General features: G+C 38.0%; 17 protein-coding genes, 4 pseudogenes and 1 riboswitch. Of the genes and pseudogenes, 14 read left to right on the top strand and 7 right to left on the bottom strand.

Translation table 11 applies throughout. The features are described 5' to 3' along the window. Window positions 1-22 precede the first annotated feature (22 nt). The 5 genes and pseudogenes from L647_RS0113045 to L647_RS0113025 all read left to right on the top strand — a co-directional run bounded on the left by L647_RS0113045 (window position 23) and on the right by L647_RS0113025 (window position 7,012). A complete protein-coding gene (locus L647_RS0113045; protein ID WP_024611485.1) occupies window positions 23-1,117 on the top strand; it encodes a PQQ-dependent sugar dehydrogenase in 1,095 nt (364 codons plus the stop codon). 10 nt (window positions 1,118-1,127) lie between these two features. Then, window positions 1,128-3,423: pseudogene (gene parC / locus L647_RS01000000124190) on the top strand (DNA topoisomerase IV subunit A). Window positions 3,424-3,584: 161 nt separating this feature from the next. Further along, entirely contained in the window at window positions 3,585-4,298 is a 714-nt protein-coding gene (locus L647_RS0113035) for a 1-acylglycerol-3-phosphate O-acyltransferase (RefSeq protein WP_024611484.1), read from the top strand. Continuing rightward, a complete protein-coding gene (gene rraB / locus L647_RS0113030; RefSeq protein WP_007376503.1) occupies window positions 4,298-4,633 on the top strand; it encodes a ribonuclease E inhibitor RraB in 336 nt (111 codons plus the stop codon). Before L647_RS0113035 ends, rraB begins: the two co-directional genes overlap by 1 nt. Before the next feature lie 1,197 nt (window positions 4,634-5,830). Continuing rightward, the gene (locus L647_RS0113025) at window positions 5,831-7,012 is read left to right on the top strand and encodes a polysaccharide lyase family 7 protein (protein ID WP_024611483.1); all 1,182 of its coding nucleotides are present in this window, start codon (window positions 5,831-5,833) and stop codon (window positions 7,010-7,012) included. Window positions 7,013-7,569: 557 nt separating this feature from the next. Here L647_RS0113025 and L647_RS0113020 read toward each other — a convergent pair. Further along, window positions 7,570-8,541, bottom strand: a complete 972-nt coding sequence (locus tag L647_RS0113020) for a zinc transporter ZntB (protein ID WP_024611482.1) — start codon at window positions 8,539-8,541, stop codon at window positions 7,570-7,572. Window positions 8,542-8,829: 288 nt separating this feature from the next. Here L647_RS0113020 and L647_RS0113015 point away from each other — a divergent pair, with 288 nt between their 5' ends. The 3 genes from L647_RS0113015 (at window position 8,830) to L647_RS0113005 (ending at window position 11,276) form a co-directional block, all read left to right on the top strand. Continuing rightward, window positions 8,830-9,252, top strand: coding sequence for an ATP-dependent zinc protease (locus tag L647_RS0113015; RefSeq protein ID WP_024611481.1), 423 nt, complete (start codon window positions 8,830-8,832; stop codon window positions 9,250-9,252). Window positions 9,253-9,325: 73 nt separating this feature from the next. Continuing rightward, complete coding sequence (gene rimK, locus L647_RS0113010; protein ID WP_024611480.1) at window positions 9,326-10,231, top strand: 30S ribosomal protein S6--L-glutamate ligase; 906 nt, start codon at window positions 9,326-9,328, stop codon at window positions 10,229-10,231. After that, on the top strand, window positions 10,218-11,276 hold the full coding sequence (locus tag L647_RS0113005; protein WP_024611479.1) for a succinylglutamate desuccinylase/aspartoacylase family protein: 1,059 nt from the start codon (window positions 10,218-10,220) through the stop codon (window positions 11,274-11,276). Before rimK ends, L647_RS0113005 begins: the two co-directional genes overlap by 14 nt. Before the next feature lie 69 nt (window positions 11,277-11,345). Here the strand turns inward: L647_RS0113005 and L647_RS0113000 are convergent, their stop codons facing one another. The 4 genes and pseudogenes from L647_RS0113000 to recQ all read right to left on the bottom strand — a co-directional run bounded on the left by L647_RS0113000 (window position 11,346) and on the right by recQ (window position 15,905). Then, complete coding sequence (locus L647_RS0113000) at window positions 11,346-11,918, bottom strand: mechanosensitive ion channel domain-containing protein (protein WP_024611478.1); 573 nt, start codon at window positions 11,916-11,918, stop codon at window positions 11,346-11,348. Between the two features lie 95 nt (window positions 11,919-12,013). Continuing rightward, window positions 12,014-13,729 carry a BamA/TamA family outer membrane protein gene (locus L647_RS0112995; RefSeq protein ID WP_024611477.1) on the bottom strand — a complete coding sequence of 572 codons (1,716 nt, stop codon included), beginning with the start codon at window positions 13,727-13,729 and terminating at the stop codon, window positions 12,014-12,016. A 126-nt stretch (window positions 13,730-13,855) separates the two neighbouring features. Next, complete coding sequence (locus tag L647_RS0112990) at window positions 13,856-14,140, bottom strand: DUF3630 family protein (RefSeq protein WP_024611476.1); 285 nt, start codon at window positions 14,138-14,140, stop codon at window positions 13,856-13,858. A gap of 7 nt (window positions 14,141-14,147) precedes the next feature. Next, window positions 14,148-15,905: pseudogene (gene recQ, locus L647_RS01000000124185) on the bottom strand (DNA helicase RecQ). A 295-nt stretch (window positions 15,906-16,200) separates the two neighbouring features. On the opposite strand from recQ, the gene L647_RS0112980 reads away from it, so the two are divergent. Both L647_RS0112980 and rarD read left to right on the top strand, forming a co-directional pair. After that, window positions 16,201-16,656, top strand: a complete 456-nt coding sequence (locus L647_RS0112980) for a thioesterase family protein (protein ID WP_024611475.1) — start codon at window positions 16,201-16,203, stop codon at window positions 16,654-16,656. A 51-nt stretch (window positions 16,657-16,707) separates the two neighbouring features. Then, a complete protein-coding gene (rarD, locus tag L647_RS0112975) occupies window positions 16,708-17,625 on the top strand; it encodes an EamA family transporter RarD (protein ID WP_024611474.1) in 918 nt (305 codons plus the stop codon). A 12-nt stretch (window positions 17,626-17,637) separates the two neighbouring features. Here the strand turns inward: rarD and L647_RS0112970 are convergent, their stop codons facing one another. Both L647_RS0112970 and L647_RS0112965 read right to left on the bottom strand, forming a co-directional pair. Then, entirely contained in the window at window positions 17,638-18,873 is a 1,236-nt protein-coding gene (locus tag L647_RS0112970) for a response regulator (protein ID WP_024611473.1), read from the bottom strand. 86 nt (window positions 18,874-18,959) lie between these two features. After that, the gene (locus tag L647_RS0112965) at window positions 18,960-19,334 is read right to left on the bottom strand and encodes a DUF413 domain-containing protein (RefSeq protein WP_024611472.1); all 375 of its coding nucleotides are present in this window, start codon (window positions 19,332-19,334) and stop codon (window positions 18,960-18,962) included. 91 nt (window positions 19,335-19,425) lie between these two features. On the opposite strand from L647_RS0112965, the gene L647_RS0112960 reads away from it, so the two are divergent. From L647_RS0112960 to L647_RS01000000124175, 4 genes and pseudogenes are all read left to right on the top strand, one after another. Continuing rightward, a complete protein-coding gene (locus L647_RS0112960) occupies window positions 19,426-20,298 on the top strand; it encodes a LysR family transcriptional regulator (RefSeq protein WP_024611471.1) in 873 nt (290 codons plus the stop codon). A gap of 162 nt (window positions 20,299-20,460) precedes the next feature. Continuing rightward, window positions 20,461-21,343, top strand: a pseudogene (locus L647_RS01000000124180) (porin). Window positions 21,344-21,389: 46 nt separating this feature from the next. Then, window positions 21,390-21,528: riboswitch (cobalamin riboswitch) on the top strand. Between the two features lie 246 nt (window positions 21,529-21,774). After that, complete coding sequence (locus L647_RS0112950) at window positions 21,775-22,587, top strand: ABC transporter ATP-binding protein (protein WP_024611470.1); 813 nt, start codon at window positions 21,775-21,777, stop codon at window positions 22,585-22,587. 1 nt (window position 22,588) lies between these two features. Continuing rightward, window positions 22,589-23,123, top strand: a pseudogene (locus L647_RS01000000124175) (iron chelate uptake ABC transporter family permease subunit); the annotation flags it as partial.

The raw sequence follows: 23,123 nt of genomic DNA, 5'->3' as shown, positions 1-23,123 counted from the left end.
CGCTGAAACCTAGGAGAGGCATATGAAAAGGTTACTTAATACACTGCTACTGCTTGGATTAGTTAGTAGCCCTGTAATGGCGAAAAATATACTCGATAAGCTTACAGTTCCAGCCGGATTTGAAATTAGTTTATTTGCAGATAATGTAGAAAATGCCCGTCAAATAGCAGTTTCAAAAAAAGGTATTGTATATGTAGGTTCTCGCAAGGCGGGTAATGTATATGCACTTATTGATCATAATAGCGACGGCGTAGCAGATAAAAAAATGTTGGTTGCTGAGGGGTTAAATATGCCCTCAGGTATCGCCATTAAAGATGGTGATTTATATGTAGGTGAAGTACACCGTATAATTCGCTTTAAAAATATTGATACCCAATTAAAAGATCCAAAGTTTGATGTTGTTTATAACGCATTGCCGTCTGAGCGTCATCATGGTTGGAAGTTTTTACGTTTTGCGCCAACGGGTGAGTTAATAATTCCAGTTGGTGTGCCATGTAATATTTGTGCTGAGGATGAACGCTTTGGTCGAATTTTTGCGTTAAATGTAGAAACAAAGCAAATAAAAACCATAGCGCAAGGGGTAAGAAACTCAGTTGGTTTTGATTTTCATCCTGCCACTCAAGCCCTATGGTTTACTGATAATGGTCGCGACATGATGGGCGATGATATTCCGCCGGATGAATTAAATCGTGCAACTAAAGAAGGTGAGCATTTTGGCTTTCCGTATGTACACGCCGGTGCGATTATCGATCCTGAATTTGGTGCAGGCAAAAATATTGCCGATTACACGTCGCCGGCACTTGCACTCCCTGCACATGTAGCACCACTGGGCATTCATTTTTATAACGGTAAGCAATTTCCAGCAAGTTATAAGCAGCAGTTATTTGTTGCTGAACATGGCTCATGGAATCGTTCTAAAAAGTCAGGTTATAAAGTAGGGCTGGCAACAATTGAAGTAGGTCGCGTAACTAAATATACACTATTTATTACTGGTTTTATGAAAGACGAAACAACATTTGGACGCCCTGTTGCATTTGCAGAGTTAGGCGATGGCAGTCTATTGGTAAGCGATGATTACGCCAATGTAATCTACCGTGTAAGCTATAAGAAAAACTAGGTAAGCTTTAATGAGTGATACAGATACCTTGCTAATGCAAGGAATTGAACAACAAACAATGGGGCGTTTTACAGAAGACGCCTATTTAAACTACTCCATGTACGTAATTATGGATCGTGCTTTACCGCATGTAGGTGATGGCTTAAAACCAGTACAGCGTCGTATTATTTATGCGATGAGTGAACTGGGTTTATCGGCAAATGCTAAGTACAAAAAATCAGCCCGTACAGTGGGTGACGTACTCGGTAAATATCATCCACATGGCGACAGCGCTTGTTACGAAGCAATGGTATTAATGGCGCAGCCATTTTCTTATCGCTACCCTTTGGTAGACGGGCAAGGAAACTGGGGGGCGGCAGATGATCCTAAATCGTTTGCAGCAATGCGTTATACCGAAGCGCGTTTATCAAAGTTTTCTGAAATACTGCTTAAAGAGCTTGGTCAAGGCACTGTAGATTGGACACCAAATTTTGATGGCACAATGGATGAACCTGTTGTACTGCCTTCTCGTTTACCGCATATTTTACTTAACGGTATAACCGGTATTGCCGTAGGTATGGCAACCGATATTCCGCCGCATAACGTACGTGAAGTAGCCAGTGCATGTTGTTTATTACTTGATAAACCAAAAACAGAGCTTGAAGAATTACTTGAGCTTGTACATGCGCCAGATTACCCAACCGATGCTGAAATAATTACCCCAAAAGCCGATATTCATAAAATATATAAAACCGGTCGTGGGTCTATCAAAATGCGCGCGGTATACACTGAAGAGCATGGCGATATTGTTATTACGGCACTGCCGCATCAATGTTCTGGTGGTAAAGTACTTGAGCAAATTGCAGCGCAAATGAACGCTAAAAAATTACCAATGATTGCCGATTTACGTGACGAGTCAGATCACGAAAATCCAACACGTATTGTAATTATTCCGCGCTCAAATCGTATTAAAGCTGAGCCATTAATGGCGCACTTATTTGCAACCACCGATTTAGAAAAAAATTACCGCGTAAACTTAAATATGCTGGGGCTAGATGGTCGTCCGCAGGTTAAAGATTTACGCTGTATTTTAAGTGAATGGCTAATATTTAGACGTGAAACAGTGCGTCGTCGTTTGCAGTACCGTTTAGATAAAGTATTAGCGCGTTTGCATATTTTAGAGGGCTTATTAGCCGCCTTTTTAAATATTGATGAAGTAATTGAAATCATCCGCAGCGAAGATAAACCAAAGCCTGTATTAATGGAGCGCTTTGATTTAACTGATACGCAAGCAGAAGCAATTTTAGAATTAAAACTTCGTCATTTAGCCAAGCTTGAAGAATTTAAAATTCGCGGTGAGCAAGATGAACTAGCCAAAGAGCGTGATAAATTAGCGCAAATTCTTGGTTCAGAACGTCGTATGTCGACACTGCTTAAAAAAGAAATCCAAGAAGCCGCTGAAATGTACGGTGACGATCGTCGCTCGCCAGTGATTGAGCGCTCAGAAGCTAAAGCACTCAACGAAAAAGACTTAATTCCATCAGAGTCAGTCACTGTTGTGCTATCAGACAAAGGCTGGGCACGCGTTGGTAAAGGTCATGACTTAGATGTACAAGGTTTAAATTATCGCTCGGGTGACGGCTTTAGAGCCTCTGCTCGTGGTAAGAGTAATCAACCTGCGGTATTTTTAGATTCAGCAGGACGCGCGTTTGCAACCGATGCGCATAGCCTACCTTCGGCGCGCAGCCAAGGCNGAGCCAATGACTGGCCGATTTAACTTAACAGCAGGTGCTAATTTTGAGCACGTGGTAATGAGTGAAGATGAGCAAGTATTGCTTATGGCGTCAGATGCGGGTTACGGCTTTATTACCGACTTTAAAGACTTAGTTAGTAAAAATAAAAACGGTAAAGCGTTAGTAAGTGTACCTAAGGGTGGAATATTACTTTCTCCTATTAGAGTTAACGACGTAGCTAGCGATTATTGTATGGCTATTTCTAACGAAGGCAGAATGCTTTTATTCCCGCTGCGTGACTTACCAAAGTTAGGCAAAGGTAAAGGTAATAAAATAATCTCTATTCCAGGTGCTAAAGTGCAAGCTCGCGAAGAGTTTGTAAAAGTGCTTGCTGTTGTACCACAAGGCAGTAGCGTAACATTGCATGCTGGTAAGCGAAAACTAACCCTTAAACCAAGTGATCTAGAACACTATCATGGTGAGCGAGGTCGTAGAGGTAATAAGCTACCGCGCGGGTTACAGCGTGTTGACGAAGCCGTTGTTGAGTTAACACCTCAAGATGATGAGCCAATAGAAACCATTATTGAAGAGTAGCCAAATACTTTTTTGTATAATTAGAAACGGCCTGCATTTGCAGGCCGTTTTTGTTTTCAAATAAAAAATTAAAAATTTCAGCGTACACTTGTGCGCTATTATCTCGTTTGTGTCACAAAATAACGCTATAATACTTATAATAGATTTTAGGAGATGTTCATTTGCTAGCTGTTATTCGTATTTTTATTATGCTGCTATTTATATTGTTAAGCTGTTTTTTTGGCTTATTGCTTTCGTTAGTAAGACCATTTCACCGTAATAATGTACATATTATAGCGGGTTGGTTTGGCTCAATGGCTAAAATGATTGGTGTTAAATTAGTTCTAACACGTCATAAAGATGCTGCTGATATTGGTCCTGCTGTTTATGTTGCTAACCATCAAAATAGCTACGATTTATTTACAGTGCCAGCAATGGTGCCAAAAAACTGCGTGAGTTTAGGTAAAAAGAGTTTAAAGTGGATCCCATTTTTTGGTCAGCTTTATTGGCTTTCAGGTAATATTTTAATTGATCGAGCAAATCGTTCAAAAGCGGCTGGTACAATTTCAAAAGCAGCTGATAAAATAAAGCAAAATGGCTTATCTGTTTGGGTATTTGCCGAAGGTACCCGTAGCTACGGGCGCGGTTTATTGCCTTTTAAAACAGGGGCTTTTCATACCGCTATGAGTGCAGATGTACCAATAGTGCCAGTGTGTATGAGCACTTCGCATAAAACCATTAAGCTAAACCGCTGGGATAATGGTACAATTTACATCGAAATGTTAGCGCCTATATCACTTGATGAAAGTATTAGTGCGCGAGAGCACGCCAAAAGTGTACACAGTATTATGGCTGCTAAAATAACTGAATTAGATGCTCAAGTGAGAGAAAAATAATGGAAAATTGGCGTGAAATAAGTGAAGACATCGTATCTTCATTACTTGAAGATGGGTCTGATCCTGAAATATTATACGAAGTAGAACATCACTTTGTATGTGAAGACTTTCCTAAATTAGAGCAAGCTGCTCTTGCTGCTTTTAAATTGGGTTACGATGTTGAAGAGCCAGCAGAACTTGAGCTTGAAGACGGTAGTAAAATTTGGAGCTTTGACATAGTTGTTGAAGCTGAGCTTGATGTAGACGTTATTATGGAAGACGTTGATAAGCTAGCTCAACTAGCTGTAGAGTGCGAAGTAGAATACGACGGTTGGGGCACTTACTTTCAAGAGTAATTAGCAACTAGCGTTTATTAAAAGGCGAACATTGAAAAATGTTCGCCTTTTTTGTTTGAGAAAAATTTATCCCATCAATTAAGCTACTTATATAAACATCGTAAGTTTGCTGAAGTACGGTTATCTATCGAGGTTAAATTTACAGCTCTGTTTTCTAAGTAATGTAGGGGGGCTATTTAATGTGGTGTTATGTAGTGATAACTCTCTCTGTAAATAGGTGATAACGACACATAGGGGTGAAATATACGATGCCCAAAGGCTATTTCTAGCAGAAATTAGCTCTTTATTGCCTGCATAGATGTAGTTAAAGAGGTGAGTAGGATGTTGATGCTTTAGTTTTTTTACTGATTCTTAAATAGGTGAAGAGCGGTGAGGCAACAAAGAAGCCGTTACCGAGCTTATTAGATTATAAATCCCACACTGCGTTTAAATTGTACCACTACAAATATCTCCTAGATTGAACAAACTTTAACCCTGAAAGGCGGCACGCTTTTAGGTATATTTACTCCCGCCGTTTTATACCTGTTTTTTACTGAAGATACATTTATTTGATGCTTTTTAAGTGCCGATTCAACTTTGCATAATTATATTATTGCGCAACTAAAAGCCGATATGTAAATAATTCTTCATAAAAGATGAATTTACTTAATGCTTATTGGTTAACCAATAGTGTAATTTAGTAACCAAAGCTGAACGTAAGCTTTATTACCAAAAACAAAATAAACAATTTTTTCATTTACATTTTTACCGATTTTTTGATTTTTAATAAATGTTCGTTTTTTGGTCTACCAATTACAATTTATTGTTAGTACTTATTTATTATTTTCACGCTGTTCCTTATTTAGGTTTTATGTCTTTTTTGCTCATAATTTCTACCTTATTTGTTGTTTATACTGCATTTTTACCTATTATCCATACAAGAAAGTAAATGTAACTAGTACTTATTTCTTATTAAATTAAATGTTGCAAAGTATTAACAAGAAATATACCTTGTGTTTCGACCAGCTGGTAACTTCAATTGGTAATACATTCTTTCAACTCAAGTCTGGAGCTTTGTTTTGATTTTATTATTACCAATTACACAATATACAATACACAATTTAAAGCTTGTTTACAGGCAGTGATCTAGGTTCAAGTGATTTTTTACTTAGCCAAGTAGTAGATTGTTTTCATGTACAGGTTCGGAGAAATAACATAATGATTAACCAAAAATCCCTATTTATACTTGCAGCTATGACTGCTAGTTCAAGTTTCGTACAGGCAGCAACTATTGAAAACTCTGGTTTTGAAGATGGTTGGAGCAACTGGAATGAAGTAGAACCAGCCGCTATTTCAGATAGTGCTTACAAAGGTTCTAGTTCGTTAAAAATTCAAGGTAGTCCTGGTCGTGTGCACCAAGTTGTAAATATAGATAAAAACACTGAATACACGTTAAGTGCATATGTACTTGGTAAAGGTGAAATTGGCGTTAATGATCTAAACGGCTTATTTCAAAGCGAAAAATTTGATGTTTCTTCATGGACTAAAGTGACTAAAACATTTACCTCAGCGAATACTAACTCATTACAAGTTTTTGCTAAGCACAATAACAGCTCAAGTGATGTTCGTTTTGATGACTTTGCTCTAAGCAATGGTGGTTCAGGTGGTGGTGACACTGGCGGCGGTGATACTGGTGGCGGTACTGATAACGGTTCTGGCATAGCAAGCAATATCACTGATGGCAGTATTTTCGACCTTGAAGGCGACAATCCTAACCCATTAGTAAATAGTGACACTTTAGAATTTGTTCCTTTAGAAGCACGTCATATCACTCCAAATGGAAATGGCTGGCGTCATGAATATAAGGTTAAAGAAAGTGCACGTGTTGCAATGACCGAAACCTATGAAGTTTTTGAAGCAACTGTAAAAGTTGAAATGTCGGATGGTGGTAAAACGATTATTTCTCAGCACCATGCTAGCGATACCGGTACAATTTCGAAAGTATATGTTTCAGATACTGATGAATCAGGTTTTGATGATAGCGTAGCGGGTAACGGAGTTTTTGACGTTTATGTTCGTTTACGTAACACCAATGGTAACGAAGAAAAGCATGCACTAGGTACTATTACTAGCGGTGGTTCATTTAATCTAAAAGTAGTGAACAATTACGGAGACGTAGATGTAACTGCACTAGGGACTACTTTTGGTATTCCAGTAGAAGATGACTCAGAGTCTTACTTCAAATTTGGTAACTACCTACAATCGCAAGACCCATATACACTAGATGATTGTGGTGAATCAGGTAACTCAGACTCATTCAAAGAGTGTTTTAAAGATTTAGGTATTACTAAGTCTAAAGTTACTATGACAAATGTTAGCTACATAAGAAAAACTAACTAGTCATTTGATTACTTAATTATTTATAAGGTCACTTTAGTGTAAAACTGAGTGACCTTTTTTATTATAGTGTTTTAATTAAAGGTGATTGTGAATACAGTACAAAGTTACTCACAGATATAGTTTGCTTACATACTATTAATTGTATTTGGGAGTAGTGATTAAAAAGAATAACTATAAATAAGCGTGTTTGTAATGCTTGTTTTTTACCTATTTAATTTCAATTTACAAACAATATTTGAAAGACTTCAGAGCGTTGGTTTATTTTTTAATATCTATCATATTTTGGTTGATAATGTTTAAGATTATCAAAATGAAGAGTACAAAAAAATAGAGAGGCAGAGTCGTTTTTTTGAATAAAAATGATTAAAAAATTCGTTGAAAAAGTCATTAAAATCAAATAATTTAATTGTAACGCGAGGTTTGTAATTAGTTGCCTTGGTAAATACACCTGCGCTACTTTATAAAATCACATTACTGTAATAAATAAGTGAAAACGCAGATGCTAAGAGTTAATTGCCTTATAAAACCCTCTTCGATAAAAAAGGATTTGGTAGCATCTAAAGCCAGTTTTTATTTTTAAAGTACACTCCAATACCGCCGGTAAGTACAATTAAAAATATCACGAAGGCACTAAATGCATAGGGGCTTTCTGTTCCTGGTATACCGCCTACGTTCACACCTAATAAACCTGTTAAAAAGCCTAATGGTAAAAATAAAGCAGCAACTACCGACATTACATACATGCGCTGATTTAGTTGCTCAGATACTTGGTTGGTGATGGTTTGTTGAATAATTTGTGCGCGTTCAATTGAGCTATCTAATTCTTCAAGATAACGAATAAGTAAGTTTGTGGTTTCATTTAACTTTGCTTTATCGTCTTCATCAATCCATGGGTAATGATGGTTAACCATACTGCTTAGCGCTTCTTTTTGTGGTTTTAAATAGCGTTTAAGCGCAATTGTTTGACGACGTAATTGTGATAAACCTTGGTTATCAAAAGGTTTACTTGGCTCGTCTATTTCCTCTTCAAATTCGTCAAGAGTTTCATCAAGCGAATTAATAACGCCTTGCATGCGTGATGTAAGCTTTTGCGCAATAGAGCACACTAGCTCTGATATGCTACAAGGACCTGTATTACTGTTAAATGAAGTAAGAATATCTTGTATTGATAATAAGCGACGTTTACGCGTTGTGATCACAATATCTTGATTAATAAAAAATCGAATTGAAACCATGTCTTCGGGGCTTTGCGCTGGGTTTAAATTAATACCACGTAAAAAGAGCATATGACCGTTGGTAGCAGGGGTAATACGAGGGCGAGTTTCGTCTGCCGTTAACGACTCAAGTTCGTAATCCGTTAAAAAATCACAATCTTTCAACCAAGCTACAACTTCTGCCTGGCTATAATCCATATGTACCCATAACTTACCTTGTTGAGGCTTCCAGTTATGTAATTCATCGCTGTTTTCTATGGCGCGAGCGCCGCCATTTTCGTCAAGCACAAGAGCATGAAGTAAGCCATTAATCATATTAATTTCTCATAATAGTGTATTTTTAATACTGTTAACTATAGTGTACCTACTTAAGTAATATAGGTTAGCTATATTTTAAATGGATGATGTTTTTACTTAAAGTCCTCAGTAAGTTGATAAACGCATACAAATTATTAATTGTATTTAACCTTACAGTAAGGTGCGCATTGTTAAACTAGTTGGCTATAAAGATCAATCAAATCGACTTATCGACTAGATAAATTTATTTCGTTGGTCTTTTTTGACCGGTAGCGTATAAGTCACTTTTTTAATAAGGGCACATTTATGACAGCAAAAATAACAGTTGGTTGGCGTGAGTGGCTAAGTTTACCAGAGCTTGGCATCAGTCGAATAAAAGCTAAAATTGATACCGGCGCCCGCACTTCATGTATTCATGCAATTAATATTGAAGAGTACGAAGTTGACGGAGAAAAATGGGTTAAATTTACAGCCCAGCCATTGCAAGAAGATGAGCAAACTCAAATTACTTGCAATGCAAAGGTTAAAAAAAAGAAGTATGTAACTAGCTCTAGCGGGCAAAAAGAATTACGTTACTTTATAGAAACAACATTGCATGCAGGCAATGATAGTTGGCCAATAGAAATTACATTGGCGAGCCGTGCAACAATGAAGTTTAGAATGTTATTAGGGCGTACAGCCATGGAAAATCGCATAACCGTTGATCCGGCTTTATCTCATTTATTATAAAAGTATTGAGTTTTTGGGTGTGTAATACATGCCCGAAGAGTCGATGCTACACAATTTAGTTAAGGTTTTAACTATGAAAATTGGTATTTTATCTCGCAACAAAAATTTGTATTCAACACGTCGTTTAATTGAAGCTGCAGAAGCACGTGGACACGAAGTTAAAGTGGTTGATGCATTACGCTGTTATATGAATATAAACTCAGAACAACCAGAAATTCATTACCGCGGTGAGAACTTAAAAGGGTTCGATGCAATTATTCCACGCATTGGTGCATCGGTTACATTTTATGGCTGTTCTGTATTACGCCAGTTTGAAATGATGGGTGTTTACCCTGTAAACGAATCGGTGGCTATTTCTCGTTCGCGCGATAAATTACGTTCATTACAGCTTTTATCACGCAAAGGCGTGGGCATGCCAGTAACCGGTTTTGCTAGCAAACCAGATGACGTAAAAGACTTATTAGAAATGGTTGGCGGCGCACCAGTAGTAATTAAATTACTAGAAGGTACGCAAGGTATTGGTGTAGTACTTGCTGAAACGCGTAAAGCGGCAGAAAGCGTTATTGAAGCATTTATGGGCTTAAAAGCTAACATTATGGTTCAGGAATACATTAAAGAAGCTGGCGGTGCTGATATACGTTGTTTCGTATTGGGCGATAAAGTAATTGCAGCAATGAAGCGCCAAGCACAAGAAGGTGAGTTCCGCTCTAATCTTCACCGTGGTGGTAGCGCTACATTAGTTCGTATTACACCAGAGGAGCGTAAAACAGCAGTAGCAGCCGCTAAATCAATGGGTCTAAACGTAGCTGGCGTAGATTTACTTCGCTCATCTCGTGGTCCTCTTGTGATGGAAGTAAATTCATCACCAGGTTTAGAGGGCATTGAAATAGCAACAGGTAAAGATATTGCGGGCATGGTGATTGATTTCATCGAAAAAAATGCTTCAAGTAAAGGAACAGCAACACGTGGCAAAGGTTAAAATTAACCGTCCTTTTACCTTATTAGGTGAAAGTATTGGCGTAGGTGAGCGTAAAACTCTTGCCTTGGAAGCTGCTAAGCTTTACACCCACTCACCACTTAATATTCCTATCGAAGTGGTTAATGGTGTAATGGAAGGACCAGTGCTAATGGTCTGTGCGGCTATTCATGGTGATGAATTAAACGGCGTAGAAGTTGTGCGTCAGTTGCTTGCTAAAATAGATCCTAGCCAATTACGTGGCACGTTAATAGCGGTACCTATTGTGAATGTATTTGGCTTTATTCATAAGTCACGATACTTACCCGATAGACGCGATATGAACCGTAGTTTTCCTGGGTCTGAGCGTGGCTCGTTAGCTGGGCGCATGGCTTATATGTTTTTCAATCAAGTGGCGGTACATTGCACGCACATAATTGATTTACATACCGGTGCTATTCATCGAACTAACTTACCGCAAATTCGCGCTAACTTAGCTGATGAAGCAACAGCCGACATGGCTAAAGCATTTGGCACGCCAGCAGTAATCGATGCGTCACTACGAAACGGTTCGTTACGAAGTGAAGCTGCAAACTTAGGTATACCAGTTATAACTTATGAAGCAGGCGAAGCATTGCGTTTTGATCCAATCGCAATAGCAGCCGGTGTGCAAGGCGTTGATTATGTTATGCGTCATTTAAAAATGATTCGTGGCAAGCGTCCTAAAAAGTTACCAGATCCTATTATTGCAGGTTCAACTAGTTGGATTCGTGCTGAAGTTGATGGCATTGTGCGTGCACAAGTATCCCTCGGTGAGCATGTAACTAAAGGGCAAGTGCTTGCTTATATAAGCAGCCCTCTGGGTGACTCTGAACTGGAGCTTTTATCTCCTAAAGGCGGTATTGTTATTGGTCAGCAAACTATGCCATTAGTAAATGAAGGTGATGCCGTATTCCACCTTGCTTACTTTGCAAATGACAATAGTTTAGTAGAGCAGCAACTAGAGAACTTTATTGACGAAATAAATGATTTAGATGACGAGCTTAAAACAGCCGAACTAAATAATTAATTTTAATACTGTTGTAAAAAAGCCGTTTTAGTAATTACTAAAACGGCTTTTTTGTATGTTTATTTTAATTTAAGATTTTTTAGGTCCAATAATACGTTTTATCGTTGGTGCTTTTGTTGGTTTAGGTTCTTTATTTAAAACCATGACGGGGCGAGTAACAAAAAGGTTATTAGGATAAATAACACGGTGCCCGTCTATATGTTCAAGAACTACATTCATTAAGCCCATTTCTACAATACGACCTTCGATATTATTAGCACCATCAATAATACGAACCCAATACCCAACTCTACAATCATTTTGGATAAACATAAGCAAAAACGCGGTTAAGTTACTTAATAGCGACCATGCCGCAAAAAGTGCAACGCCTAGCATGGCAAACAACGATGAGCCCAGTACTAGCAACCCGCGTAGCTCAATACCCCAAAATACCAGTACTAAACATAACATCACACAGGCAAGTATTATTTTAAGCAGCAGCTCTGCGCGCGATTTATGGTGTAAATCAACTTTACCTTTTATGGTTTTTTCGAGAAGCTTTTTAGTAAGTTTTAGTAGCAACGGATAAAGTAGCAAGGCAATTATGGTTACAATCAATTTATATTGCGCACCAAAAAAATCTAAAATCTCTAACGGTTCCAAAATATATTCTCACATGAGTTATAAGCAATAATTAAGTGATTAGTTTAACGTTTTAGTCTGATACGAAATAGCTATTTAATTAGCGTTTTGGTTATTTAAAAAGATTTTTTTACACTTACTAGCCATTGAACAGAATCTACATCTTCGTAGCTATCAAGTGGGGCGGCAATATCTATATGGATCATGGTGCCTGCATTTGCACGACTCGGTGCTAGGCGCAAACCTATACCAACATTTTTAAGTACATGGTCATTTTCGCCGTTATCTTGGTCGTTAAACCATGCTCTACCAACATCAACAAATCCAGCCGCACCCACTTTAAATAACTGTAGCAAATCGTATTCCCAGTAATAGCGTTTTTCTAGGCTGAATAAAAAGCTACGGTCGCCATGTTGATAATCCATTGGGTAACCGCGCAAGCCAGTTTCTCCACCTAAAGTAAGTTGTTGATCGGCAGTTAAGTTTTTAGCATATTGCACACGCGCTTTTACATACCAAGACTGATCAATGCTGGTATTTAAATAATATTGAATTTGACTCGTTGCTTTAAAGTTTTCGAGTTTTTTGTCTTCTTTATTCCAGTAACCATCAATATCAGTACTAAATCGCCATAATGTATTATCGCCACTAAAATGTGCTTTTTTAAAGTTAAATGAGTAAACCGCACGGGTATCATCATTACTTAACGATTCATCTGAGTAACCCAGTAACGCTTTGACATTCCAGCCAAGGTTTAAATCTTCTGTTCGATGGATGCTGTCGAAGTTACGTACTTTTATATAGTTATCTTCAAACCAATGCCCGCTCACATAAGGGTAGCTCAAGCTTCTATTTTCGGCTAAAGGCGCAAAGGTGGTGTCTATTGCATTAAAAGTGTCTTGTTGATCTACATAACCTAATGTAAGACGTTGGGTCCAATTATTACTCAAAGCTTTAGAGTGACCAATAAATACACTATTTAAATCGGTGGTTTGATCAAACTCGCTAAACTCTTCACCACGTTGATATAACGATTCTTCGCGTTGCTCAGAGTAGCTTAATATGCCATAGCTAAAAGGAGTATCTATTGCGTAAAATGGGTAGGTGAGCTCAAGTAAATGACGCTTGCCATCGCTGTTATCAGCATACTCTAATCGACCTCGGTAACGCGTAGAAAAAATATTTGGGTCGTCATACACAAATAAATAACCATTACGATCGCTGTCTGTAGTACGTGAAAAGGATAAGCGTTTCCCCCAGCCAAATAAGTTCGATTCTCTAAAGCCAATACTCGATTTATTTTCACCGCCACTGCGACTAAAGCTTATCTCTGGTAATAAAGTCCATAAGTCGCGGGTAACTACTTTTACATTCACGTCGCCGTCACAGTTTTCGGTTGCACTAATTTCAGCATCATATAAATAACTTTCTTTACGTAAAAGACGCTCTGATTCAGATAGCTTTCTCGCATCGTATTTATCGCCTGCGGCAAATAATAATAGGTTATTTATTACATCAGGTTCTGTTTGAATATGCGCACGATTAGCAAAGCGAAATAGGGCGTTATTTTCTTCTTCAATTTCGGTATTAAATACGTTGAGTTGTTCAAGAGTTATATTGGCAATTTTGGCGTTGGGTTTAGCGGCGACAAGAATGGTTTCGTCGTCTAGTTGACGGCGTAAATTTTGATTGGTTGATTGTTTTGATTTTTCAACGAGGCAATTATCTAAGGTCGTAGGTTGTTCTTGCGCAAATGCACTGGACATAAATATAAATAAACCTAAAAAACTTAAGGCTATATAAAATTGCGTAATCCACTTATTATTGACCATTCAAACCCTTTACTGCTACGTAGCAATTTACTACTGTAATATCAGCTTACATCATTGTTATTTAAATGTAAGCAAAAAGTATGGAGTTTGAAAATAAAATAACGTTAATAAATCAGAAAAAACAAACTAGCTTAAATAGTAGGCTAGTGCAGCAAGTAAGTGATCAGCATCAACGCCCTCGCCATTAATCCAAATACTTTGACTGTAATGCTCGTAATTTAAATTAAAGCTTTGCTGATTGTAAGTAAAGCGAACCTGATGACGATCAGCGCCGCCAGAATACTCATTAATAGTCACATCAGCTGAATGTAAAAATAATGTACTCCATAGCTCAAAGTCATCATCATGTGGAGGTTCAACAGGTGTAACTACAATGCATTTATGGATATGGTCGTATTCTATTTGGGTCATAATATTCTTAATTTGTAGCTAGATAATTGCGAATTGCAGTTAAAAATGCGCCGCCGTATTTATTTAATTTAGTAAAGCCAACCCCAGACACTTTTAAAAACTCACTGTCGTTTGTTGGCATAATCTGCGCCATTTCGGCTAATGTTTTATCGTTAAATACAACATAAGGTGGAACATCGTCAGCATCGGCAAGCTCTTTTCGCAGCGCCCGTAAGCGAGCAAACAGTTTTTTATCGTAATTAAATTGGGCTAATTTATCTTGATAAACATGCTTAGATTGCAAGCGTGGTTCGGCTAATTGCAGTGCGTACTCGCCTTTTAAAATTGCACGTGCAGCTTCGGTTAATCTAAGTGAAGCACCTTGAGTAATATCTTGGCTTAATAAGCCTTGGTGAATAAGTTGGCGTAAAATACTGAGCCAAAACTCACTGCTTTTATCTTTGCCTATACCGTATGTACTTAGTTCGTGGTGATTGTTATCTCGTATGCGGCTAGTGTTTGCACCGCGAAGTAATTCAACAATGTAACCAAGACCAAAGCGTTGGTCAGCTCTATACACACAAGAAAGCGCTTGTTGGGCAACCAATGTACCGTCAAAGCTTTTAGGTGGATTTAGACAAATATCGCAGTTACCACAAGGTTCGCGCTGATACTCACTAAAATAGTTAAGCAAAATTTGGCGGCGACACGTTTGTGCTTCTGCAAAACTTGCCATTGCGTTAAAGCGTTGTTCTTCTACACGGCGGCGTTGTTCGTCGTCTATGTCTTCAAAAAAGCGCCTAACGCGACCAATATCAGCTGGATCAAAATACATTATGGCTTCTGCGGCAAGTCCATCTCGCCCAGCACGCCCTGTTTCTTGATAGTACGACTCGATACTTTTTGGAATGTCGTAATGCAATACAAAGCGCACATTGGGTTTATTAATCCCCATACCAAAGGCAACTGTGGCAACCACTATTTGTATGTCGTCGCGAGCAAAACCTGTTTGTACAAATTGGCGTTGCTCATTACTCATACCTGCATGGTAGGCAGCTGCGTTAATACCTGCATCAGCAATTTTTTCAGCTATATCGTCTACACGTTTTCGGCTGGTGCAATAAATAATACCACTTTGGCTTTTTTGTTCTTTTAGGTAGCGAAGTAGTTGCACCATTGGTTTGAATTTTTCTTCAATGGTGTAGCGAATATTAGGCCTATCAAAGCTGCCAGTATGAATATAAGGCTGCTGTAGCTTTAACTNGTGGCGGTAAGTGCCATCATTGGAACATGCGCAAAGCGTTGCTTTAGTTCGTTTAAGCGAAAGTAATGAGGTCTGAAGTCGTGACCCCAATGCGATACACAGTGTGCCTCGTCGATGGCAAATAAGCTTACATTTAAATGTGATAAACGTTCTAAAAACTCTCGCTGAAGTACTTTTTCAGGTGCCACATATAAAAGCTTAATTAGTCCTTGATGAAGCTGCTGGTACACCAACTGCTGTTCTTCGCGCGCTAGGCTGTTATTAACGTAAGCGGCTTTTACCCCAAGTGCTTGAAGTTGACTTACCTGATCTTGCATTAGCGATATGAGCGGAGAGATAACAATAGTTACGCCTTCAAGCACTAAAGCAGGTATTTGATAGCAAACCGATTTCCCGCCGCCAGNTGGCTGCATCGATAACTGTTTTTTGACCATCGCGAAATTCGCTGTAGCCAAACACTTGTTTGAGGACAGTTTCGGGTTTACGCACAAGCGTACTTGGTGGTGTTGTTAATGTATTCATCGCCGGTATTTTAGTGGTTTTTTAGCAGGATGTCTTTAGCTGAGTTGCTTATACCAATCGCATTAAATTGGTGACTTATTATAGCACCAAGAAAACAGCTCAATAACAACACAAAAATTATGGCATATAGTTGTTCTATATGAATAATTTTTAACGCAGTGAGTGAGCTGTTCAATGCGATAGAATGATGATGTTTTTAATAAAATTGGTATTAATAAATGATTTAACATGAACCTCGTAGTTTTATCCGAGCTGTGTTTTACTCATATTACTAATTCAAACATAGAGAATAATAATGAATAAAGAAATGTTAATTGAGCAAGTAGGTGCAATGTTTGTAAACGGTATGCCGTTTAATCAGTTTTTAAAAATATCGGTAGAGTCACTTAGCCCTGAGCAGGCAAAAATTACGTTCCCGTGGCAAGATATTTTAATAGGAAACCCCGCCCAAAAAATACTTCATGGTGGTGTTATTTCAGCAGTACTTGATAACGTTGGTGGTATGTTAGCGGCTGCAAGCGTAATAGATAAACTAACAGATTTAGATATTACAAGTGTACAAACAAGACTTGCCACGTTAGGCACGATTGACTTACGTACTGATTATTTGCGCCCAGGGAAAGGAGAGAGCTTTACAGCAAGCGCTACACTTATTCGCTCAGGTAATAAAGTGTGTGTTTGTCGAATGGAATTACATAATGATCAATCAGTTCAAATTGCTTTTGGTACAGGCACGTATTTAGTTGGATAAAACACCTATGGCAAGTAAACTAGCGACCTTTTAAATCACTAAGTGTTTATTATGTCGATTGATACCGAGCAGCGTAAAGGTGCTATTTTTGCTTGTCTTGCTTTTTTTATGTGGGGTCTTGCGCCAATATATTTTAAGTTGATTCAGCATGTTTCTGCCTTTGAAATATTAATGCACAGGGTTATTTGGTCGGTTGTATTTTTAGTATTAGTGGTGAGTATTTTAAATTATTGGGATAAAGTTAAACGCATCATTGTTCAGCCTAAACTTTTACTCATGCTTGTTATAACGTCTTCGTTGTTAGGGTTTAATTGGGGTTTATTTATATGGGCTATAAATAACAACCACATGCTTGATGCCAGCTTAGGCTACTATATAAACCCTCTTTTAAATGTATTATTGGGCATGCTATTTTTAGGTGAACGCTTACGTAAATTTCAGGGTGTTGCTGTAGCGCTTGCTTTTACAGGTGTTGTATTACAATTAATTAGTTTTGGCTCGTTTCCGGTAGTGGCTTTTTCGTTAGCGGTTTCATTTGCACTTTATGGCTTATTACGTAAAAAGCTACCCGTAGAAGCTCTGCCTGGGATATTACTCGAAGCACTTATATTATTGCCGGTTGCGCTTATTTATTGGTGGTTAATGGTGCCTACAACAACATCAAGTTTGCCTGCTAATGATTGGCATACTAATGCATTACTAATTAGTGCCGGAATTGTAACTACATTGCCGCTGCTTTGCTTTACTGGTGCTGCTAAGCGTTTGAAGTACACTACACTTGGCTTTTTTCAGTACATTGGACCAAGCTTAATGTTTATACTTGCGGTAGTATTTTATGGTGAAGTGTTTGATGCAGAGCGTGTAGTAACGTTTGCGTGTATTTGGAGTGCCTTAGCTATTTTTAGTTGGGACTCTTACCATCAATCACGCAAACGTAAAAAAGCGGCTATTACAGCCGCAGAAGTATAACTAATAGATCTGTTAGCTAACTACTTTATTGCGACCTGATTCTTTCGCGTCGTAAAGCTTTAAATCGGCCTGTTTTAATAATTCATCAATTTGATAAACAGGTCCAAAAGCAAAGCCAATAGAAAGTGTAAACTTAATTTTAGCTTTACTAAACTCTTGGCTATTTGCTTCTATAAAGTACCTAAAACCTTCAAGCCTTTTTAGCGCTTCTTGTTTATCAGTGTCGGCAAAGTACACTGCAAATTCTTCACCACCTAAACGCGCTACTAAATACTTTTTAAAATATTTACTAAAGCAAATAGAAAGCCCTTTTAATACTTCGTCGCCTACATCATGTCCGTGTGTGTCATTAATCACTTTAAAATGATCAATATCAAGCATGGCTAACGACCCACATCCTTGCTCACCTTTAATTTTTTGGAGTGATTTACCCGTCTCTTCAAAAAAGTAACGACGATTAGGTAAATTAGTTAAATAATCGGTGTTTGCTTGGCGTTTTATTGTAGCCATAAGTTCTAGCATATCGACGTTCTGGCTTAGGCGACAATAAAACTCTTCATTGTTAAAAGGTTTACGAAGGTAGTCGTTTGCGCCATTTTTTAAAAATAAAGTTGATAAATCAGATGAGTCTGCAGCAGAAACACCAATAATTGCCTTTTCATCGTTGTCATATAAACGACGAATTTCGGTGCATAGTTCATCACCATTCATGTTTGGCATTTCGTTATCAGTAATAATTACCGATATATCAGGTGAGGCTTCAAGTGCGGCGAGTGCTTCTACACCATCTGCAGCTTGTAGAATTTGATATTTATGGCGTGCAAGCAAACTGCATATGTAGGTACGTGTAGATGCTGAGTCGTCAACAACAAGCACTTTTACATTTTCGTTGCGAGTTAGTCTAAGTAATTGTCTTTCTAGATACTGGTACGCTTGTTTGTTTTCTTTAATGATGTAATCAATGATTGGATATTTTTCTACTGTGTCGCGCGTTTGTTTGTCTATATTGCCAGTCATTACAATAGTAGAAATGTCTGCCATAACAGTACAAGGAATTGCTTCACCTAAAGGGGCATCAGGTAAAATAAAGTCGACTACAGCGCAAAAATAACTGTTTTTACTTATAAGCTCTTTTGTTTGTGCTAATGACTCTGCTACATCAACTTCATAGCCTGCTTTAAGCGCGATGTGCTTTTGCACTCGCGCCATTGCAGGTGTATCTTCAACTATTAGTATTTTTCGCGTCACGTAACAACCTTGTTTATATTTTGCAAAAATATTTGCTTATACAAGTTGTAACTGTTAAAACGCAAAAAAGCAAATAACTTAAGTACTTACAGATTATCCGCTTCTGAATAATAATCTTGGCTAATCGGTGCTGGCCCTGACATTTTTGAGCGACCAAATAAAGTATGAAACTTAGTTTTACAGGTCGTTAGCTTTAAGTATTTAACCCAAGCTCGTTCTATTGGGTTTGTTGGTTCTTGTGAGCCAGTTACTACTGCTACAAACTGTTCTTGATGTTCGTTTTGCGGCTCAATTGTTTTACTGTATAAGCCTCTTAAAACAACACCGTGTTGTTCTAATATACTGGCTTCTAATAAGGTGAAGTTTCCGCTGCGGCTAAAACCACGTGGAAAATTCTGATCATCATAAAATTGACGTTGGCTAACAAATGCTTGGCGTAGTAATGAAATGTTATTGCTCATAGCTTTATCCTCATACCCTATTAATTAGCTGGAGTATGATGCAAGTTTGGCAATTTATTAAACAAGTTATTTTTATCGTGAGGATAAAAAATTGGATATCGATTTATTAAAAACATTTGTTGAAGTAGTGCGTACGCGTCACTTTGGTAAAGCAGCCGAAAACCTTTATATTACGCAGTCTGCAGTGAGCTTTAGAATTCGCCAATTAGAGCAAGGACTTGGTGTTAATCTATTCATTCGTCAGCGCAATAATATTCAACTTACCGCACCTGGCGAGCGTTTATTGCCGCACGCACAAATGATTATTACGGGCATGCAGCGCGCCAAAGTCGATGTTGCACTTGCTGATAATATGCATAAGCAAATTAGCTTAGCAGGAACACCTAATATTTGGGATGCTTTTTTACAGTTTGGTATTACTAATATTGTATCGGCGATGCCGGGCGTGTCGTTGGTTGCTGAAGTTAAAGCGCAACAAGAGAGCACTCGACTTTTATTAGAGCGTACGCTCGATTTAGCAATATTGTTTGATCCACCAAAAGTAGATGAATTAGTAGTAGAGCGAATTTGTGAGTTGCCAATTATTCCAGTAAGCGGATACGACACGGCAACTAACGAAAACTTTTTTGATAATCAATACGTGTATGTTGATTGGGGAACTACTTTTTCTCTTTGGCATGCACGTCAGTTTACTGGTAAAACACCCCCTTACTTTAGAACCAGTACAGGGCGTATTGCGCTTGATTTAATACTGCAATGTGGTGGAAGTGCATTCATACCTCAAGTATTGGTAGAAGGGCATTTAGAAAAAGGTGAGTTGTTTCATGTTAAAGATGTAGAAAACACCTCACGGGATGTATTTATTGCGTATCACAGAGACAACGAGCAAAAAGAGCTAATAGAAACGTTAGTTAATTTACTATCGCAAATGACGCCTAGCTTATCGTTAAAACAAGGTCAGTAAGGTTGCTGATTAAATATTCATGTTATTTTGATTTCACATTTAATGCATTTTTATTAACAAAAAAAGACATTAATATTTCCGCTGTAATATTAATGTCATTTAGGAATGACAAAATGCAGCAGTTTTGAAAATTAGTCTTTTGTGATTATCCAAGGAAATAACATGAAATTTGTAAAATCGAGCTTATGCTTAGCACTATTAAGTGGTTTATCTTTTAATGCACTTGCCGACGTAGACATTTACGGTAAAGCGAATGTAACAGTGCAATCATCTGATGATGGCGAAGGGTCTTTTACCGAGATAAAAAGTAATGCATCTCGTCTTGGTGTTAAAGGTTCTGAAAAAATAAATGATAGTTTAGAAGCGGTATATAAGTTTGAGTTTCAAGTTGATGTGTCTGATGCTGATTCAAAAGGCGATAACGACGACAATATTTCTGCGCGTAACCAATATGTTGGTTTAAAAGGTGCGTTTGGTCAGGTTGTAATTGGTCGTAACGATACTGCGCTTAAGCAATCTCAAGGTAAGTTAGATTTATTTAACGACCTTGAAGGCGATATTAAAAATGTATTTAAAGGTGAAAACCGCTTAGGAAACACAGTTAGCTACTCATCAAACTCATACGAAGGCTTTAAGGTACTTGCTACTTTTGTAGCTGAAGATGATGTAGACGCTGATAACGGTTATTCAATGGCGGNCAGCCGATAGTGAAGTAAATGGCTACGACGTAGTGCGTGCATCAATCCAAGGTAAAATCGAAAACTTTAAATTGGGTGCAATGTACCAAACACAAGAAGCAGTAGATGGCAGCGCAGAAGCGGATGGTTACTTGCTAAATGCTGCTTACAGCATGGGTAACAACACATTTAAAGTGCAATACCAAGATATGGACTTTGACGACAGCGACGATAAGTCAGCAATTTCAGTTGGTCTTGACCACAAATTAAATAAAAACATTAAAGTATTTGGTTTTTACTCAAGCTTCGATATGGACAACAACGTTGACCAAGACTACGTAGGCTTGGGTATTGAATACAAGTTTTAACGATTAGTTAGAACACTCCCTTTTTAACCGCGCTCTTTTGAGTGCGGTTTTTTTTGCTTTAAATTATTTACTTAGCCGCCCATAATAGAGATTCATTTGGAATGAGGTGCGAGTCCTCGACTGTTCCCGCAACTGTAAGCAGCTGAGCTGTAAGTCAGATACAAATGGTATAATACCAATTTTATTAAAAACATGATCTTTCTAGCGAATTAAATAACTTACTAACTTCGTTAAAAATTATTCATATATAACAACTATATGTCATAATTTCCGCCTTGTTATTAAGCTATTTATCTGTCGCTATAATAAATCACTAATTTAATACAATTGGTATGAATTTTTTTAACGAGCGGGTTTACTCATTTTTTCTTGTAGTGCATTAGTATTTTTATCGCATTTTTAGTGAGTTTAACCTAGCCTAGGACTGACTATTGCACACTCAAACGCTATTAAATACACCATTACTAAACGTTAAAAACGTATCGTGGTGTATTGGCAATAAAACGATCCTCAAAAAAATAAACCTTAAAATAACCACAAGTAAATTTGTTGGTTTAATTGGACCTAATGGCGCAGGTAAATCGAGCTTATTGCGTTGTTTATATCGTTTTAATAAACCCAGTGATGGCGTTGTAGAATTTAACAACACCGACATTTGGCAGCTAAAAAGCGATGAGTACGCAAAAAAAGTAGCGGTTGTTTTACAAGAAACCCCTTCGCAATTTAACTTAAGCGTATTTGATGTTATTGCACTTGGGCTAACGCCTCATAAATCGCTATTTAGCTCAATAACCAATATTGATAAACAAAAAATCATCCAAGCTATCAACACCGTAGGGTTAGTGGATCATATTGATCAAAGTTTTGAATCGCTCTCAGGCGGTGAAAAACAAAGAGCGCTTATTGCTCGTGCTATTGTGCAGCAACCTCAACTATTAATTATGGACGAACCAACCAGCCATTTAGATGTTAAATACCAAATACAGGTTATGGAGCTTGCTAAATCATTGGGTGTAACGGTATTTGCATCGTTTCACGATTTAAACTTAGCCTCTGCAATGTGCGATGAACTAGTGGTTATTAAAAACGGTGAAATTACACATACAGGCACGCCAAGTGAGGTATTAACCGAAAACATGCTAGGCGACGTTTTTGGTGTTTGCGCCCAAGTAAATAACCACCCGCAAATATCGAAGTCGGGAAATAGCATCCCTCATATCACTTACTTTTATGGCTACAAATAATATGAGCGCAGTTAATACTCGCCAATCATTTGCGCTATTTATAAGTGTTGTAGCTGCTTTATTTAGCTTATTTGCAGCACTTAGTTTTGGCGCAGCAGAGACCTCACTTCAAGACGTACTTAATAGTTTTTTACTCTCAAATGATGCGTCTTTTAATTCGCGTATTATTTACGAGCTAAGAATGCCACGCACATTACTCGCCTTTTTAGCAGGCTCTGGCTTAGCAATTGCGGGGCTTATTTTACAAACGGTAACGCGTAACCCTCTAGCNTAGCCGATCCTTACTTATTTGGTATATCGTCGGGCGCCTCATTTGGTGTGGTGTTACTTATGGCATTAGCAGGCATTAGCGCAGGCTTTATGTTATCGGCAGCAGCACTATTGGGCAGCTTACTCGCTATGAGTTTATTAATACTTATTGCAGGTAGGCAGCAAAGTGCACAGGTAGAATCAATGCTATTAGCTGGCGTAGCTCTGTCGTTTTTATTTAGTGCATTTACCAGCTTGTTGCTTTATTGGAGCGATCCTCAGGCAGT

The sequence above is a fragment of the Pseudoalteromonas sp. TB64 genome (genome assembly GCF_000498095.1).
GTDB lineage: Bacteria > Pseudomonadota > Gammaproteobacteria > Enterobacterales > Alteromonadaceae > Pseudoalteromonas.
The sequence above is the reverse complement of the archived record's forward strand: the minus strand, read 5'-3'. Positions and strand labels throughout refer to the sequence as shown.

Bases quoted from the DNA above. Each gene is read 5' to 3' on its own strand.
- L647_RS0113045 (WP_024611485.1), top strand. From the start codon at position 23: ATGAAAAGGTTACTTAATACACTGCTACTGCTTGGATTAGTTAGTAGC.
- rraB (WP_007376503.1), top strand. From the start codon at position 4,298: ATGGAAAATTGGCGTGAAATAAGTGAAGACATCGTATCTTCATTACTT.
- L647_RS0113025 (WP_024611483.1), top strand. From the start codon at position 5,831: ATGATTAACCAAAAATCCCTATTTATACTTGCAGCTATGACTGCTAGT.
- L647_RS0113020 (WP_024611482.1), bottom strand. From the start codon at position 8,541: ATGATTAATGGCTTACTTCATGCTCTTGTGCTTGACGAAAATGGCGGC.
- L647_RS0113015 (WP_024611481.1), top strand. From the start codon at position 8,830: ATGACAGCAAAAATAACAGTTGGTTGGCGTGAGTGGCTAAGTTTACCA.
- rimK (WP_024611480.1), top strand. From the start codon at position 9,326: ATGAAAATTGGTATTTTATCTCGCAACAAAAATTTGTATTCAACACGT.
- L647_RS0112995 (WP_024611477.1), bottom strand. From the start codon at position 13,729: ATGGTCAATAATAAGTGGATTACGCAATTTTATATAGCCTTAAGTTTT.
- L647_RS0112990 (WP_024611476.1), bottom strand. From the start codon at position 14,140: ATGACCCAAATAGAATACGACCATATCCATAAATGCATTGTAGTTACA.
- L647_RS0112980 (WP_024611475.1), top strand. From the start codon at position 16,201: ATGAATAAAGAAATGTTAATTGAGCAAGTAGGTGCAATGTTTGTAAAC.
- rarD (WP_024611474.1), top strand. From the start codon at position 16,708: ATGTCGATTGATACCGAGCAGCGTAAAGGTGCTATTTTTGCTTGTCTT.
- L647_RS0112965 (WP_024611472.1), bottom strand. From the start codon at position 19,334: ATGAGCAATAACATTTCATTACTACGCCAAGCATTTGTTAGCCAACGT.